This window comes from Rouxiella badensis, from assembly GCF_026967515.2.
Taxonomy (GTDB): domain Bacteria; phylum Pseudomonadota; class Gammaproteobacteria; order Enterobacterales; family Enterobacteriaceae; genus Rouxiella; species Rouxiella badensis.
In genome coordinates, this window is the sequence record NZ_CP114062.1 from 4,956,213 (window position 1) to 4,971,717 (window position 15,505).

Below are 15,505 nucleotides of genomic sequence, written 5' to 3' on the forward strand. Positions count from 1 at the left end.
TCAACGCTTCTGGAATTTGAAACTAAAGGATAACACTAGCTATGAGCAGTCGTGCAATGTTGATTTTTGCCGCCATCAGCGGCTTTTTCTATGTCGCCTTTGGCGCATTCGGCGCACATGTATTAAGCCAATCGCTGGGCTCTGCCGAGATGGCGTGGATTCAAACCGGATTAAATTACCAGAGTGTTCACACGCTGGCGATATTGGCTCTGGGCGTTGCCATGCAGCGTCGCAGCAGCCTCTGGTTTTATTGGAGCGGCGCCTGTCTGGCTCTGGGAACCGTATTATTCAGCGGCAGTCTTTACTGCCTGGCGCTGTCAGGACTCAAATTCTGGGTCTTCGTTACACCGATCGGTGGAACCTTCTTCCTGATCGGTTGGATATTGATGTTAGTCGGCGCGCTGCGTCTGGGACAAAAGGCACAACGCCATGAATAATAAACTCGCACTCTACTGCCGTTCTGGCTTCGAAAAAGAATGCGCGGCGGAAATCACCGCCAAAGCGGCCGAGAAAGAGATCTTCGGTTTCGCCCGCGTTAAAGAAGACAGCGGCTATGTGCTGTTTGAGTGCTACCAGCTGGAAGACGCCGATCGGCTGGCGAAGGAAATTCCTTTCCGTGAGCTTATCTTTGCCCGCCAGATGCTGGTTGTTGGCGAGCTGCTTAAAGACCTGCCGCCTGAAGACCGTGTAACACCTATTGTGGGTATGTTGCAGGGCGTTATCACTAACGGCGGCGAGCTTCGCGTTGAGGTCCCTGACACCAACGAAAGCAAAGAACTGACCAAATTCTGCCGCAAACTGACTGTGCCGCTGCGTTCGGCAATGCGTGAAGCGCGCGTATTAGGTAAAAAAGAGAATGCGCAGCGTCCTGTGGTGCACGTATTCTTTATCGCACCGGGCTGCTGCTATGTGGGTTACTCCTACAGTAACAACAATTCTCCGTTCTACATGGGGATCCCACGTCTCAAGTTCCCATCCGACGCGCCAAGTCGCTCTACGCTGAAACTGGAAGAGGCGTTCCACGTCTTTATTCCGGCCGACGAATGGGAAGAGCGACTGGCCAGCGGAATGTATGCGGTCGATTTGGGTGCATGTCCGGGGGGGTGGACCTATCAGCTGGTTCAGCGCAGCATGATGGTAGACGCTATCGATAACGGCCCGATGGCACCGAGTTTGATGATGACCGGTCAGGTGACACACCACCGCGAAGACGGCTTCAAATATAAGCCAACGCGCAGCAACATTTACTGGCTGGTGTGCGATATGGTCGAAGTGCCGGCCAAGGTTTCGGCGCTGATGGGCGACTGGCTGGTTAACGGCTGGTGTCGTGAGGCTATTTTCAACCTCAAGCTGCCGATGAAAAAGCGCTACGAAGAAGTTTCGCAGATCCTTGCACACATGAAGAGCCGTTTGGCTGAAAACGACATCAACGTTGAAATCTTTGCCAAGCAGCTGTATCACGACCGCGAAGAGGTAACGGTTCACGTCCGCAGGTTCTGGGCAGCGGTTCCTGGCCGTCGCGACGAGCGCTATTAAATCCTCGTCGTTCTTGTTGCTGTAGCAGCGTTGCCTGCCTTAGCTCTCCCCGAACACTGACTTATGTCAGTGTTCGGGGAGGCGACTTTATGGGTGCCTTGCCACGTCATAACTCAATTTACGGTTCAATTTTTGAGCCGTAAATCTTGCAGATTCCCGTTTAAAACCACATTTTTTTGCAGCGTAGAGACACGGCGGCAGGCAAAGGCCAGCTCCTGATATTCACGCAACTTCTCCCGCCATTTCTCCGGTACGTCTTGCAGATTCTCATAGAGTGCTTCGAGCGTAGGATACTGCGCGAGCAGCGTTACTGCTGTTTTGGGCCCGATGCCCGGCACGCCAGGGATCTTGCTGCTGCTGATACCTGCGAGTCCCCAGTAGTCGGTAAGCTGAGTCGGTAATACCCCGAAGCTGGATTGGACAAAAGGCATGTCGAGCCAGCGTTTCTGGAAATAATCGCGTATCTGCACCTGCGGCGCTAGGAGTTGGCAGTAGCCTTTATCGGTCGAGACAATGGTCACCTGATGGCCAGCGCCGGCCACCTTGGCGGTCAGGGTAGCGGCAAGATCATCGGCTTCTTGTCCTGCCGAATGCCAGCAGGCAATGCCCTGGCTCTCAAAGCCGGCCTTCAGTGCGGGCATCTCGGCAAACAGGTTTTCTGGCATCGGAGAACGACCCGCTTTGTAGTCGGGCAGACACTGGTGGCGCCAGCTGTCAGGACGATCGTCTTCGTCAAACACGGCGACGGCGTGGGAAGGTAGCGTATGTTGAATCAACTGGTTAACGGCGCTCTGGCAGGCGATGACGCAGGGAGAACCCTGTACAGCATGAATGCGCCTGATTAAATTCAGTGCGTCAATGATTAGTAAGTGAATTTTCATTTCAAGAGGGTATCAGTAAATCGGGGAGATGGCACCGCAGACGTGAGCTTGCGGTGCTTTGCAGTTATAAATTGCGAGGATTCGCCCAGTAAAACACTTTCCCCACTTCTTCAGCGGGGAAAGGCTAGGTGACGAGACCCCTGAGCGCTAAACTCAGGAACAGATTTCATAGCAAGGTACGTAGGCCGTACCCGGCAGTTTCATACGATGCTGAGCAACAAAACCTTGCAGCAGACTGTCCATTTTTTTCATCAGTTGCGGGTCGCCATGCAGCTTGAAACGGCCGTGCTTCTCGATAGCACGGATCCCAACCTCTTTAACGTTACCGGCAACAATACCGGAAAACGCCCTGCGCAGTGCAGCGGCAAGCTGTTCCGGCGGCTGATTGGGGTGCAGATTGAGATTCGCCATGTTTTCGTGGCTTGGCTCAAACGGCAGCTGCAGATCGGGTGCTATACGAATCGACCAGTTAAAGCTGTAGGCATCTCCGCTATTGCGGCGATTCTCTTTAACTAATGGCATCGCACGTTTCAGCTGACGGGCAACTTCAATCGGATCGTCGATGATAATGGTGTAGTGTTTCTGCGCTTCATCACCCAGCGTTTCGCGAATAAACGCATCCAGCACGGTAAAGTAGTTGGCGCTCTCTTTAGGCCCGGTCAGGATCAACGGTAGAACCTGATCGCTGTTGGCCGGATCCATCAGAATACCCAGCAGATAAAGCAGCTCTTCGGCGGTACCTACGCCGCCCGGGAAGATGATGATCCCGTGTGCAATACGCACAAAGGCCTCAAGGCGTTTCTCGATATCCGGCATGATAACCAACTCGTTAACCAGCGGATTTGGCGGCTCTGCGGCAATGATCGACGGTTCGGTCATGCCAATAAAGCGGCTATTTTTGTAACGCTGTTTTGCATGACCGACGGCGGCACCTTTCATCGGCGCTTCCATCGCACCCGGCCCACAGCCGGTACAGATATTGAGTTCACGCAGACCTAACTGGTTACCGACGTTGTGCGCATACTGGTACTCAATTTCATTAATCGAGTGACCGCCCCAGCACACCACCATGTTCGGATCTTCGTCCAGGTGCAGCGTTCGGGCGTTGCGCAGGATAGAGAACACCAGATTGGTGAGGTACACCGAGCTGCCTGTGTCGAGGTCCTGATATCGGCCCGCGGTGCTGAGCTGCGCATTGACGAACAGGATATCGCGCAGCACGGCAAACAGATTGGCCTGCAGCGAGCGAATAATACGTCCGTCGACAAACGCCTCTTCGGGCGGGTTTACTAATTCAAGTTTTACGCCGCGTTCGCGACGCAACACGTTGATGTCAAAGCTTTCAAAGCGGTCAAGCAGCTCTTTACTGCTGTCGGTCTGGCTCCCGCTGTTCAAGACTGCCAAAGAACAATTACGGAAGAGGCGATATAAGTCGCTGCTCGCAGTACGTTTGAGCATGTCCACTTCCAACTGAGACAACAAATCCATTGAGCCAAGTGGGCTGATATGTGTAATCAAAGTTGCTCCTTATTAACGCCGCGTTAATGATGTCTTGCGTGCTTGTTATGCTTTAACAGTAAACCTGTCCATAGGCTTTTACCATTGGTCGTCGCTCGACAGCTCAGTTCTTGAGCAAAGCCGGGCCTTATTGGCGAACAAGACGTGCGGTTGTCGGCTCAAACAGGAAATTGGCACGCCACGGGTTAATGTCGAGACCACCGCGGCGGGTATAGCGGGCATAGACCGCAAGACGCGTCGGTTGGCAGAAACGCAGCAGATCGTTAAAAATGCGCTCGACGCACTGCTCGTGGAATTCGTTGTGATTGCGGAATGAGACTAAATAGCGCAACAGAGCTTCGCGGTCGATGGCTGGCCCACGATACTGAATCTGCACTGAACCCCAGTCAGGCTGATGGGTAATCAGGCAGTTTGATTTAAGCAGGTGACTGACCAGCGTTTCATCGACTATTTTGTCGCTGGTGGCGTCCTGGAGATAATCGGTACTGAAGCCGTAATCGGTGATTTCAATATCTTGAGCATCGATACAAATACCGGCGAAGCGGCCGATTGGGCTGCCTTCAATCTCGTGCAGGGCGCGGAGACTGACGGTCACGCTGCCTTGAGCGCAGGCGCTCAGGTCTTTTTCGAGCGTCATCTTAACGGCGTCCCAGTCCTGGAATTTGGTCTGGTTGAAGCTGTTGAGGTACAGTTTGAAGCTCTTTGACTCGATGAGATTGACGCTATCGGCTTGCAGGCTGATTTCACCGACGGCGACCTGCGGCAGACCCTTGGCATTTAGCCAGGAGAGTTCGTACATCGTCCAGATGTCTGCGCCGTGGAACGGCAGAGAGTCCGGAAATAGCCCAAGGGGTTCGCGATTCATGCTGCGAGGCACGGCTTGCAGCAGAGTGGCGTCGTATTGGTCGCGATAAGGCGTCGCTTTGCCTAGTGTCAGTTGAGAAAGAGCGGGGTTATCCTGATAGGAGGACATGCTGTCACCTTGATAAGAGATTGGTACAATACAAAACGAATTGCGTATTCTCCTAGTTTAACGCACTGCTGACCCTGAAGATGAGAAAAAATATGGACCTTGATGTTTCCGACGCCCTGCGCGGGTTTACCCAACGTTATGTTGAGCTGTGGCAGCAGCAAACCGGTCATGAACCCGCCAGTGAAGAGTTGTTCGGTGTGGCGTCACCCTGTGCCGTAAGAAGCAGCGACAATGAAGTGTTTTGGCTTCCTCAGCCTTTTACGCCACCTTCCGCGCTTAACAACGTTGAACGTGCGCTCGATATTCAACTGCGTCCCGAGGCCCATGCGTATTTCACCACGCAGTTTTCCGGGGATATGAGTGCAAGCTATCTCGAGCACTCATTCAATTTGGTGCAGGTGTGGAGTGAAGACGATTTTATTCGCCTGCAGGAGAATCTGATTGGGCATCTGCTGACGCAAAAGCGTCTCAAGCTTTCTCCGACCCTTTTTCTGGGGACTACCGATTCGGAATTAATGCTCATCTCGCTCTGTAACCTCAGTGGCGAGGTATTGCTCGAGCAATTTGGCAGTAAAAAAAGAACGATTCTCTCGTCTTCGTTATCCGAATTCCTTACAATGCTGCTCCCTCGAAATCCCTGACTGAGCGCATGGGAAATTTGGCTTACGGACGTGTGAGAGATCTCTCACAAACGCTGTAAGAGATCTCTTATATTTACTGCTAATAATTTTCTTTGTAATTATAAAAATCAATTAAAATCATTAAGTTGATTCAATAAGACCTACTGTTTATACGTCCTGCCCTGCTGTAAGCCTGAGTGCTAGCCTTGCCTCGGCGGGCAAAATCGACGATTCTAGCTGTGTCGAAAGGAAGACATGAAACTGAACATTAGGATGATGGCGGTTTCATCAAGTAGGGGAAAGGCTCAGGATGAGTCAGGACGGCATCGGATTATGCCAGGATGTTTCAGGACGAAACAAGGGACACCTCCAGGACGGAGATTGAGAGCCAAAACAGGAAGTTTGGTGGGTCAGGAAGACTAAAGGATGAAAGTCAGGACGACTAGGATGATACGTCAGGATGAAAGTAGGACGATGCAACGGATGGCTGGTTAGGATGACCGCAGGACAAGTTTTCAAGGAACGAGCAGGGAGCACACAGGTAGCTGGATTGCTATAAAACGAACCGGGGGTACTGTGAAAACAGTACCCCCAACTTTTTGTCTCTATCTTGCCAATTTCCCTCACTAAGCCACTATTAGCCTATTGCACCCAGCGTGTCTTCTTTCTTACTTTGCGCTTTTGGCAGCAGGAACAGCGTCGCATAGATATCCAGCAGGTAAATTGCCGCCAGCAGTGTAATCGCCGCGGTAAAGGCTATTTGTGACGCCAGCATACCTATCACCAGTGGTCCAAAACCGCCTACGCCGCGTCCAAGATTAAATAATACGTTCTGTGCCGTCGCGCGCGCATTGACCGGGTAGCTGTCAGAAATCAGGCCCCCATAGCCACCAATCATTCCGTTCACGAACATCCCCATCACGGCACCGGCAAACAGCATCGCCGCCGGGTCTTTCAGCTGGGCATAACACACCACCATCACCACCGCACCGACCTGATAAATCACGAAAATCTTCCAGCGTGCAAAGCGGTCTGACAATGCGCCAAACAGCCAGATACCGAAGGTCATGCCGATAACGGTGACGGCGGTCCACATGCCGGATTTGGTGAGCGAAAAACCGAAGTTTTTCGACAGATAGCTTGGCATCCAAATCATTAATCCGTAATAGCCGAAGTTTTGCACCGAACAGAGGATCAGAATGCCGATACTGCATCGACGGGTCGCACGGTCCTTGAACAGCAGCGCTAAACGAGTCAATAAAGGCTCCTGCTGCTGCTTAGAGGACTGCTTAACGAATTCCTCGGGCTCGCCCATACTACGGCGGATAAGAAAGGAGGCGAGGGCGGGCACAAGCCCTATCAGGAACATGCCGCGCCAGCCAATAGTACCGAGCAGCAGCGGTGTCAGGATCGCGGCCATCAGCACACCCAGCTGCCAGCCCATGCCAACGTAAGCAGAGGCACGATTACGCTTCTCAATCGGCCAGGCTTCGGCGATTAGCGCCATACCAATACCAAATTCACCGCCAAGCCCAACGCCCGCCAGAGTGCGATAGGTCAGCAGGTCCCAATACCCCTGGGCAACGGCGCACAGGCCGGTAAACAACGAGAACATCAAAATTGTGAAAGTCAGTACGCGTATGCGTCCAAAGCGGTCGCTGATCGGGCCAAAAATCACGCCGCCAATCACCGCGCCGATAAGCGTCCACGTCACCAGCGAACCGCTCTGTGATGCAGTAAGCCCCAGCTCGCTTGAAATAGCGGGCAACATGAATCCGAGGATCAACAGGTCAAAGCCGTCCATTGCATAGCCTGACACGGAAGCGATCATTGCTTTCATGGGCGTGGCGTGTTTTTTGGGCGTTATTATTGAGTTTGCAGGCATCTTTAAAGTCAATTTATGTAAAGTGCGCCTATTTTGCCCGTAGCAATCACACAGTACCAGTATGAAAAACTGATAGTTGATTGATGGAGGCTATGCTTAGTAGAGACAACGAGAGAGTTTCGTCCAGCGAGTTGAAACTTGGGGCGTTGCGGCTTCAGTGCTATGCTTTGCCCCTTTTCGGCGCGCTATCCAAAACCCGCACGTATGCAATGCAGAGAGTGATTGATGAGTACAGAAAACCAGGTCCGCGAAATATTGCTTAATATTGAGCAAGTTATGCGTGAGTTGTCTTTGTGGCAACCTATGCCGCCAGAGCCCGAAGCGTTTGATAGCAAAGAGCCGTTCGCCGTCGATACCATGTCCGCCGAGCAGTGGTTACAGTGGGTGCTTATCCCCCGTATGCATGCTCTGCTGGCCGCCGAGGCCAACCTGCCGACTCGTTTTGCCATCACGCCTTATTATGAAGTGGCGATGCCTGGAATGGAAAAGCTGCATAACGCGCTACAGCGCCTCGACGATTTACTGAATATAGAAGACTGACATGCTGGAAATTTTGTATCAGGACGAGCATCTGATAGCGGTGAACAAGCCCGCCGGTATGTTGGTTCATCGTAGTTGGCTAGACCGGCATGAAACCGTTTTTGTTATGCAGACGCTGCGTGACCAGATTGGTCAGCACGTATTTACCGTACACCGTCTTGATAAACCCACCTCGGGCGTGCTGTTGTTTGCGCTGTCGAGTGATGTTGCACGAATGCTGTCTCAGCAGTTTGAACAGCATCAGATGATTAAGGTTTATCACGCCGTCGTGCGTGGTTATGTGCTGGAAGACGGCACTGTCGACTATGCGCTTACCGAAGAGCTTGACAAGATTGCCGATAAATTTTCGGAAGGGGAAAAAGCCCCACAGCCTGCGGTAAGCCATTATCGGGTGTTAGCGCGTCGCGAGATGCCTGTTGCGATTGGCCGTTATGACACCGCCCGCTACAGCTTGGTTGAGTTGACGCCGGAAACGGGCCGCAAGCACCAGCTGCGACGCCATATGTCCCATCTGCGTCATCCGATTATTGGTGATACCGCACACGGTGATTTGAAGCAGAACCGCGGAATGGCGCAGCATTTCGAATGCCCAGGCCTGATGCTGCACGCTAGCCACCTGCGCCTGACGCATCCTGTCACCGGTGAAGCCCTGTCGTTGACCGCCCCTTGGGACCCTCGCTGGCAGCAGCTGGTCGAGCGTTTTGACTGGAAGGGCTGTGTCAGCGAGCTGGAAAGGGTTGAGTTTCCTGCGCAGGCGAGTCAGGATAGTTGACAATTTTGGGTTAAAGTTAGGGAGTTAGGGTCATGGCTGAGATTGGTATTTTCGTAGGCACTGTGTATGGAAACGCGTTGCTGGTAGCTGAAGAAGCAGAAACCTTGCTCAAAAAACACGGGCATCAGGTAAAGGTCTTTGAAGAGGGTACCCTTGAGGCCTGGCAATATTATCGCCATCACTTCGTGCTGGTGATTACTTCTACTACGGGTCAGGGCGATTTACCTGACAGCATCGCGCCGTTGTTTGATGCCATCCGCGACCAAGTCGGATACCAGCCGGAACTGCGTTACGGCATGATTGCGCTGGGTGACAGCAGCTATGATTTCTTCTGCGGCGGTGGCCACAAGATGGACAATTTGCTCCAGGAGCAGGGTGCAAAACGTATTGGTGAGATGCTGGAGATCGATGCTATTGAGCAGCCGGAGCCAGAAATTGTCGCTATGCCATGGGTAGAAAAGTGGGCCACTCAATTGAGTTAGTTCGCTGCCCATAATATTTCGAACTGCAGATGAACGTGTTTTCCTGCAGCTCGAAATTTTAGGGTATCGATAACGTTGAACATTACAGGCTCTAATGCAACTGATTAGCGGCCGCTGGTCAGTTTTTCCAAATCGGACTCAATCTCGGTAATCTTATTGGCAACCACGGACTCGAGGTGGCGCAGGTCGTCGAGGATTTTACGCTTGAGGTCGACTTCAATCTGCTCACGCTGGCAGATCTGATCCAGTTCATCGATAACGTAGCGCAGGTTTGGGCTAATCTCGTTAATCTCTTTGTAACCCTGACCCGCGTTGTCGGCGGCAATGGTTTTACGCTGGCGTGGGTATTTAAACTTCACGCTCTTGGCAAAAAACTCGCCTTTATCTTTGCGAAAATAAATCTTCAGAATGTCGTTATTTGCTTCCTGACGCAGATTATAACGATCGACGTCATCAGGATTGTTAATCCCCAGGCCTTTCAGGTTGTCATACATAGCAGCACCATCCTTTTGTTTTAAACTTATTGCTCATACGTGAAACGCCGAAAATACCTTAAAAAAAAGCGGGTTAATTAACCCGCTTCTTCAGTTTAGTCGATAGAACGTAATAACTCATTAAGACCGGTTTTGCCTAAGGTTTTTGCATCAACCTTTTTCACGATAACAGCACAGTACAGGCTGTATTTACCGTCTTTAGAAGGCAGGTTGCCGGAAACAACCACCGAACCTGCTGGCACACGACCGTAGTGAACTTCGCCGGTTTCGCGGTCATAAATCTTGGTGCTCTGACCAATGTAAACGCCCATTGAGATTACGCAGCCGTCTTCAACGATGACGCCTTCAACGATTTCTGAACGTGCGCCGATGAAGCAGTTGTCGCCGATGATGGTCGGGTTAGCCTGCAGTGGCTCCAGAACGCCGCCGATGCCTACGCCGCCGGACAGGTGAACGTTTTTACCGATCTGCGCGCAAGAACCCACGGTGGCCCAGGTATCAACCATGGTGCCTTCATCAACGTAGGCGCCGATGTTAACGTAAGAAGGCATCAGCACCACGTTGCGAGCGATGAAAGAACCTTTACGTACGGCAGCAGGAGGCACTACGCGGAAACCTTCACGCTTGAAGCGCGCTTCGTCGTAGTCGGCAAATTTCATTGGAACTTTGTCGTAGAAGCGGTTTTCCGCGCCTTCCATCACTTCATTGTCATTGATTCTGAAAGAGAGCAGTACCGCCTTCTTCAGCCACTGATGCGTAACCCATTCGCCATCAATCTTCTCGGCAACGCGCAGTTCGCCGCTGTCGATCTTGCTGATAACCTGGTTAACGGCGTCGCGTGTTTCGCTGTCAACGTTAGTCGGAGTGATGTCTGCACGGCGTTCGAATGCCTGCTCAATGACGGTTTGTAATTCCATACTGTTCTCTTTATCTGATAGTGATGTTGAAAGAAAAAAAGCCAAGCGTTACTTGTATCATACTTTATCGAACGGGTTGAGCACCTCAGTTAATCTTCGCTCAATTTCTCGACGTGTTTGCTTGTCTAATGCCCGGCGTTCGCTGTTGGCGAGGATAAACAAGTCCTCTACGCGTTCGCCAATGGTAGAGATTCTCGCACCGTGCAGCGACAGCCCAAGATCCGAGAACACCTCACCGACACGCGCCAGCAGCCCGGGTTGGTCAAGCGCGACCAGTTCCATATAGGTTTTGCGATCGGTATGCGTCGGCAGGAAGCTGACCTCGGTCGGCACGCTGAAATTACGCAGTTTTGACGACGGACGGCGCGCGCGTGGCGGTTGATAAGCCTGTAGCATCGCCTGCTCGAGCGCAAAGCGCGTCGTTTCGTGACGGTCCTGTGCCAGCGGCTTGCCGTCCGGCTCCAGCACAATAAAGGTGTCCATCGCCATCCCGTCGCGGTTGGTGAAGATCTGCGCGTCGTGGATACTCAGGTTGCGTCGGTCAAGCTCACCGGCCACGGCGGCAAACAGGTAGGGTTTGTCCGGACTCCAGATGAAGATCTCGGTGCCGCCACGCGTAGCCTGATGGCTGACCAGCACCAGAGGTTTGGTCGAATCATGGTCGAGCAGATGACGCGCGTGCCAGGCCAACTGGTTCGGCGTATGGCGCAGGAAATAGTCGGAGCGGCAACGGCTCCAGATATGGTGCAGCTTCTCTTCGTCGATGTTGTCCATGCGCAGGAGCGCCAACGCTTGCAGACGATGATGGCGCACGCGCTCGCGCAGGTCCGGCGTGTTTTGGGTGCCGCGACGCAGCTGTTTCTCTGTCGCGAAATAGAGCTCGCGTATCAGGCTTTGCTTCCAGCTGTTCCATAGGGTCTCGTTGGTGGCGCAGATATCGGCCACGGTCAGGCAGACCAGGTAACGCAGGCGATTCTCGGTCTGCATTTCAGCGGCGAACTGCTGAATTTCGTTCGGATCCTGAATATCACGACGTTGAGCCGTGACCGACATCAGCAGATGGCAGCGCACCAGCCATGAAACCAGCTGGCTGTCGTTCGAGCTCAGGCCGTGCAGCTCGGCGAATTCCTGTGCGTCGTGCGCACCCAGCACCGAGTGATCGCCACCGCGACCTTTGGCGATGTCGTGGAACAGTGCGGCCATCAGCAACAGCTCAGGCTGCGGCAGACGAGGAAAGAGATCGACGCAAAGCGGATGACGCGGACGGGTGTTCTCATCAGCAAAGCTTTCGAGTTTTTGCAGCACGCGTACGGTGTGCTCATCGACGGTATAAGCGTGGAACAGGTCGAACTGCATCTGACCGACAATCAGCCCCCACTGTGGCATATAGGCCCACAGCACGCTGTGGCGATGCATTGGCACCAGTGCACGGCTGACCGCGCCAGGGTGGCGCAGGATTGCCATGAAAATCTCCCGAGCTTCGGGAATCATGCACAGCGGCGTTTGAAGGTGGCGGCGCGTACGGCGCAGCAGACGCACGGTGGTCGAGTAAATGCCTTTTATCTCGCGGTGGCGCACCATCAGGTAGAACATACTGATGATCGCCTGCGGCTCGCGGTCAAACAGCGTCTCGTCGCGTACGTCAATCAGGTCACCGCGCAGCTGGAAGTTGTCGTCCAGCGGACGCGGTTTCTCGTTCGGGCCAATGGCCAGAATCGCCTCGTCAAACAGTTGCAGCAGCATCTGATTCAACTCGCCGACGCGGCGCGTCATGCGATAGAAGTCTTTCATCATCCGCTCGACCGGCTCGTTGCCTTCGCCCTGATACTGCAAAAGTTGGGCAACGTTGAGCTGGCGGTCGAACAGCAGGCGGTTATCGTAGCGGTTAAGGATCAGGTGCAGGGCGAAGCGAATACGCCACAGAAAGCTCTGGCATTCGTTGATTTCGTTGCGTTCGGCCTTGGTCAGGAAGCCGAAGCTGACCATTTCGTCGAGCGACGTTGCGCCAAAGTGGCGGCGAGCGACCCACAGCAGGGTATGGATGTCGCGCAGTCCGCCTGGGCTGCTCTTAATATCCGGCTCAAGGTTATAGCTGGTGCCGTGATAACGTTGATGACGTTCGTTCTGTTCGTCGATTTTTGCGCGAAAGAAGGTCGGAGAGGGCCAAAATCCGTCGCTAAAGATATGCTTTTGCATGTTCAGGAACAGGGCGACGTCGCCACAGACCAGACGCGACTCAATGAGGTTGGTTGCCACGGTGAGGTCGGCAAGGCCTTCGAGCATGCACTCTTCCAGCGTGCGCACGCTGTGACCCACTTCGAGCTTGAGATCCCACAGCAGGGTAATCAGTTCACCGATGCGCTGCGCCTGGTCGTCGTTGAGGCGTTTCTGGCTCAGCACCAAGACGTCGATATCCGACAGCGGATGCAGCTCGCCGCGCCCGTAGCCGCCAACTGCCACCATCGCCGTCTCGGGGATTTTATCGAAGCCGTAGAAAATCCACAGGCGTTGCAGCATCTGGTCGATGTAAAGCGCGCGCGCGGCAACCAGCTCTTCAACGCGTTGCCCGCAGTTAAACGCCTCTGCCAGCCAAAGCTGGAATTCATCCATGTGCTGTTTTAGAGACTGACGGTTCAGCTCTTCATCGGCATAGGAGGAGGGTGAAGGGGGCTTATCGGGAAACGCGCGAGTTATCTCGACCGGCAGCGGCAGAGCCAGATGAATAAGGTTTTTAGACAGAAACGAATCAGACATAAGTGCGTAGCCCACGGATTTATAAAATAAGACGACAGGACACTCTGATAAAAAAGCCGGCAAAAATAGCCGGCCTGTATGCATTCTTCGGGATTAGTTCGCCGCCGTGGTTTCGTGCGTCAGGACGTTGGGGATAGTCTCATCCTTACGCAGGGTCATGATTTCACAACCGTTGTCGGTCACGACGAGCGTGTGCTCATACTGCGCAGACAGGCTGCGGTCTTTGGTTTTCACGGTCCAGCCGTCTTTCATGCTGCGAATTCGATAGTCACCGGCGTTTACCATCGGCTCGATGGTAAATGCCATGCCCGGTTGGAGAACCACGCCGCCGTCGTCTGCATCATAGTGCAGCACCTGTGGCTCTTCGTGGAAGCCTTCACCGATGCCATGGCCGCAGTATTCGCGCACCACGGAGAATTTCTCACCTTCGACGAACTGCTGAATCGCCTTACCTAGTGAACGCAGGCGAATACCCGGCTTGACCATCTTCAGCGCCAGATACAGGCTCTCTTGGGTCACGCGGCACAGGCGCTCGCCGAGAATGGTCGGCTTGCCGGCGATAAACATGGTCGAGGTGTCACCGTGGAAGCCGTCTTTAATCACGGTCACGTCGATGTTCACGATGTCACCGTCTTTGAGAACACGGTCATCGGAAGGAATGCCGTGGCAGACGACTTCATTAATGGAAATACACACTGATTTCGGGAAGCCGTGATAGCCCAGACAGGCCGGAATTGCCTGCTGCTTCACAGTAATATGCTCGTGGCAGATACGGTCAAGCTCAGCCGTGGTGACGCCAGGTTTGACGTGTGGCTCGATTATCTCCAGCACTTCTGCGGCGAGGCGTCCGGCCACGCGCATTTTTTCGATGTCTTGAGGTGTTTTGATTGAAATTGCCATGAAAGAATCCTGCTGGTGTCGAGTTTTTTGACGAGCCTGGTTTAAACAGCCTTTATTTATGCCTGCGGGTCGTCAATAATTAGCTAGGTCTTATGGTATCAGCCCAGTTCTGAGCTGCCAAATTATCATTCTACCGCCGCGCCTTTGTGTAAGTTTAGTTGGTTTCTTACCGTGATTTATGGTATAAAGCGCGCCGGCAATCACTGTATTGTCTTTGCAGACAAAAGGTGGATGAGCCAAATACTCACTCATTTGTGTACTTATTATTCATTCAATAAGTAATAACACACACGTATCGACACCTGCGCCGGGGTGCTCTGGAATCGCCTTCTTCGGATGGCTTTTTACGGGGTCGGTTGCATGGGATACGTGGAGGCATAACCCCAAACATTTACTATAGAGGTTTTATCATGGCAACTGTTTCCATGCGCGACATGCTCAAGGCTGGTGTACACTTCGGTCACCAAACCCGTTACTGGAACCCGAAAATGAAGCCATTCATCTTCGGCGCTCGTAACAAGGTTCACATCATCAACCTTGAGAAGACTGTACCAATGTTCAACGAAGCTCTGGCTGAGTTGACCAAGATTTCTTCCCGTAAAGGTAAGATCCTGTTCGTTGGTACCAAACGCGCAGCAAGCGAAGCGGTAAAAGACGCTGCAAACAACTGCGACCAGTTCTTCGTGAACCATCGCTGGTTGGGCGGCATGCTGACTAACTGGAAAACTGTTCGTCAGTCCATCAAACGTCTGAAAGATCTGGAAATCCAATCACAAGACGGCACTTTCGAAAAGCTGACCAAAAAAGAAGCTCTGATGCGTACTCGCGAGCTTGCGAAGCTGGAAAATAGCCTGGGCGGTATCAAGGATATGGGTGGTCTTCCTGATGCACTGTTTGTTGTCGATGCCGACCACGAACACATTGCAATCAAAGAAGCTAACAACCTGGGTATCCCGGTATTCGCTATTGTTGATACCAACTCTGATCCAGATGGCGTTGACTTCGTTATCCCTGGTAACGATGACGCAATCCGTGCAGTAAATCTGTACCTGAGCGCCGTTGCTGCCACTGTTCGTGAAGGCCGTTCTCAAGATCTGGCTGTTCAGGCAGAAGAAAGCTTCGTAGAAGCTGAATAATAAGGAAGGCTCACAGCAGCCCTTATTAACCAGGTATTGAATATGTTGGTTAGGGGGCCTTAATTGGCCCCCTTTGCTTATCTTAAATGCGAGAAAT

Annotated in this window: 15 protein-coding genes; 7 read left to right on the forward strand and 8 right to left on the reverse strand. The window is 52.8% G+C overall.

What is annotated here, in order from left to right; all coding sequences use genetic code 11:
* The first annotated feature begins 41 nt into the window (after window positions 1-41).
* Window positions 42-437 carry a DUF423 domain-containing protein gene (locus tag O1V65_RS22850; protein WP_084912605.1) on the forward strand — a complete coding sequence of 132 codons (396 nt, stop codon included), beginning with the start codon at window positions 42-44 and terminating at the stop codon, window positions 435-437.
* The gene (rlmM, locus tag O1V65_RS22855) at window positions 430-1,536 is read left to right on the forward strand and encodes a 23S rRNA (cytidine(2498)-2'-O)-methyltransferase RlmM (protein ID WP_084912604.1); all 1,107 of its coding nucleotides are present in this window, start codon (window positions 430-432) and stop codon (window positions 1,534-1,536) included. Before O1V65_RS22850 ends, rlmM begins: the two co-directional genes overlap by 8 nt.
* Window positions 1,537-1,661: 125 nt before the next feature.
* Here rlmM and xni read toward each other — a convergent pair whose 3' ends face one another.
* The 3 genes from xni to queF form a co-directional block, all read right to left on the reverse strand.
* The gene (gene xni / locus O1V65_RS22860) at window positions 1,662-2,417 is read right to left on the reverse strand and encodes a flap endonuclease Xni (protein ID WP_165428902.1); all 756 of its coding nucleotides are present in this window, start codon (window positions 2,415-2,417) and stop codon (window positions 1,662-1,664) included.
* A gap of 153 nt (window positions 2,418-2,570) precedes the next feature.
* Window positions 2,571-3,935, reverse strand: a complete 1,365-nt coding sequence (gene ppnN / locus O1V65_RS22865) for a nucleotide 5'-monophosphate nucleosidase PpnN (protein WP_017491993.1) — start codon at window positions 3,933-3,935, stop codon at window positions 2,571-2,573.
* A gap of 127 nt (window positions 3,936-4,062) precedes the next feature.
* Window positions 4,063-4,908 (reverse strand): NADPH-dependent 7-cyano-7-deazaguanine reductase QueF, encoded by an 846-nt coding sequence (gene queF / locus O1V65_RS22870; protein WP_084912603.1) that lies wholly within the window; start codon window positions 4,906-4,908, stop codon window positions 4,063-4,065.
* Between the two features lie 92 nt (window positions 4,909-5,000).
* On the opposite strand from queF, the gene syd reads away from it, so the two are divergent.
* Complete coding sequence (gene syd, locus O1V65_RS22875; protein WP_017491991.1) at window positions 5,001-5,549, forward strand: SecY-interacting protein; 549 nt, start codon at window positions 5,001-5,003, stop codon at window positions 5,547-5,549.
* Window positions 5,550-6,165: 616 nt separating this feature from the next.
* Here the strand turns inward: syd and O1V65_RS22880 are convergent.
* Entirely contained in the window at window positions 6,166-7,413 is a 1,248-nt protein-coding gene (locus O1V65_RS22880) for an MFS transporter (RefSeq protein WP_269130066.1), read from the reverse strand.
* A 225-nt stretch (window positions 7,414-7,638) separates the two neighbouring features.
* On the opposite strand from O1V65_RS22880, the gene O1V65_RS22885 reads away from it, so the two are divergent.
* The 3 genes from O1V65_RS22885 to O1V65_RS22895 are packed head-to-tail and all read left to right on the forward strand — an operon-like array spanning window position 7,639 to window position 9,207.
* Complete coding sequence (locus O1V65_RS22885) at window positions 7,639-7,953, forward strand: YqcC family protein (protein WP_017491988.1); 315 nt, start codon at window positions 7,639-7,641, stop codon at window positions 7,951-7,953.
* A 1-nt stretch (window position 7,954) separates the two neighbouring features.
* A complete protein-coding gene (gene truC, locus O1V65_RS22890) occupies window positions 7,955-8,725 on the forward strand; it encodes a tRNA pseudouridine(65) synthase TruC (protein ID WP_017491987.1) in 771 nt (256 codons plus the stop codon).
* A 32-nt stretch (window positions 8,726-8,757) separates the two neighbouring features.
* Window positions 8,758-9,207, forward strand: a complete 450-nt coding sequence (locus tag O1V65_RS22895; protein ID WP_017491986.1) for a flavodoxin — start codon at window positions 8,758-8,760, stop codon at window positions 9,205-9,207.
* Window positions 9,208-9,311: 104 nt separating this feature from the next.
* Here the strand turns inward: O1V65_RS22895 and O1V65_RS22900 are convergent, their stop codons facing one another.
* From O1V65_RS22900 to map, 4 genes are all read right to left on the reverse strand, one after another.
* Window positions 9,312-9,701, reverse strand: coding sequence for a DUF3461 family protein (locus tag O1V65_RS22900; RefSeq protein ID WP_017491985.1), 390 nt, complete (start codon window positions 9,699-9,701; stop codon window positions 9,312-9,314).
* A gap of 95 nt (window positions 9,702-9,796) precedes the next feature.
* The gene (dapD, locus tag O1V65_RS22905; protein WP_017491984.1) at window positions 9,797-10,618 is read right to left on the reverse strand and encodes a 2,3,4,5-tetrahydropyridine-2,6-dicarboxylate N-succinyltransferase; all 822 of its coding nucleotides are present in this window, start codon (window positions 10,616-10,618) and stop codon (window positions 9,797-9,799) included.
* Between the two features lie 57 nt (window positions 10,619-10,675).
* The gene (glnD, locus tag O1V65_RS22910; RefSeq protein ID WP_376783576.1) at window positions 10,676-13,357 is read right to left on the reverse strand and encodes a bifunctional uridylyltransferase/uridylyl-removing protein GlnD; all 2,682 of its coding nucleotides are present in this window, start codon (window positions 13,355-13,357) and stop codon (window positions 10,676-10,678) included.
* Between the two features lie 108 nt (window positions 13,358-13,465).
* On the reverse strand, window positions 13,466-14,272 hold the full coding sequence (gene map, locus O1V65_RS22915; RefSeq protein ID WP_017491982.1) for a type I methionyl aminopeptidase: 807 nt from the start codon (window positions 14,270-14,272) through the stop codon (window positions 13,466-13,468).
* A gap of 410 nt (window positions 14,273-14,682) precedes the next feature.
* On the opposite strand from map, the gene rpsB reads away from it, so the two are divergent.
* Window positions 14,683-15,408, forward strand: coding sequence for a 30S ribosomal protein S2 (rpsB, locus tag O1V65_RS22920; RefSeq protein ID WP_017491981.1), 726 nt, complete (start codon window positions 14,683-14,685; stop codon window positions 15,406-15,408).
* Window positions 15,409-15,505 lie beyond the last annotated feature (97 nt).

What these genes read in the sequence shown, in the direction of transcription:
- O1V65_RS22850 (WP_084912605.1), top strand. Translation starts at nt 42, where the DNA reads ATGAGCAGTCGTGCAATGTTGATTTTTGCCGCCATCAGCGGCTTTTTC.
- rlmM (WP_084912604.1), top strand. Translation starts at nt 430, where the DNA reads ATGAATAATAAACTCGCACTCTACTGCCGTTCTGGCTTCGAAAAAGAA.
- xni (WP_165428902.1), bottom strand. Translation starts at nt 2,417, where the DNA reads ATGAAAATTCACTTACTAATCATTGACGCACTGAATTTAATCAGGCGC.
- queF (WP_084912603.1), bottom strand. Translation starts at nt 4,908, where the DNA reads ATGTCCTCCTATCAGGATAACCCCGCTCTTTCTCAACTGACACTAGGC.
- syd (WP_017491991.1), top strand. Translation starts at nt 5,001, where the DNA reads ATGGACCTTGATGTTTCCGACGCCCTGCGCGGGTTTACCCAACGTTAT.
- O1V65_RS22880 (WP_269130066.1), bottom strand. Translation starts at nt 7,413, where the DNA reads ATGCCTGCAAACTCAATAATAACGCCCAAAAAACACGCCACGCCCATG.
- O1V65_RS22885 (WP_017491988.1), top strand. Translation starts at nt 7,639, where the DNA reads ATGAGTACAGAAAACCAGGTCCGCGAAATATTGCTTAATATTGAGCAA.
- truC (WP_017491987.1), top strand. Translation starts at nt 7,955, where the DNA reads ATGCTGGAAATTTTGTATCAGGACGAGCATCTGATAGCGGTGAACAAG.
- O1V65_RS22895 (WP_017491986.1), top strand. Translation starts at nt 8,758, where the DNA reads ATGGCTGAGATTGGTATTTTCGTAGGCACTGTGTATGGAAACGCGTTG.
- O1V65_RS22900 (WP_017491985.1), bottom strand. Translation starts at nt 9,701, where the DNA reads ATGTATGACAACCTGAAAGGCCTGGGGATTAACAATCCTGATGACGTC.
- dapD (WP_017491984.1), bottom strand. Translation starts at nt 10,618, where the DNA reads ATGGAATTACAAACCGTCATTGAGCAGGCATTCGAACGCCGTGCAGAC.
- map (WP_017491982.1), bottom strand. Translation starts at nt 14,272, where the DNA reads ATGGCAATTTCAATCAAAACACCTCAAGACATCGAAAAAATGCGCGTG.
- rpsB (WP_017491981.1), top strand. Translation starts at nt 14,683, where the DNA reads ATGGCAACTGTTTCCATGCGCGACATGCTCAAGGCTGGTGTACACTTC.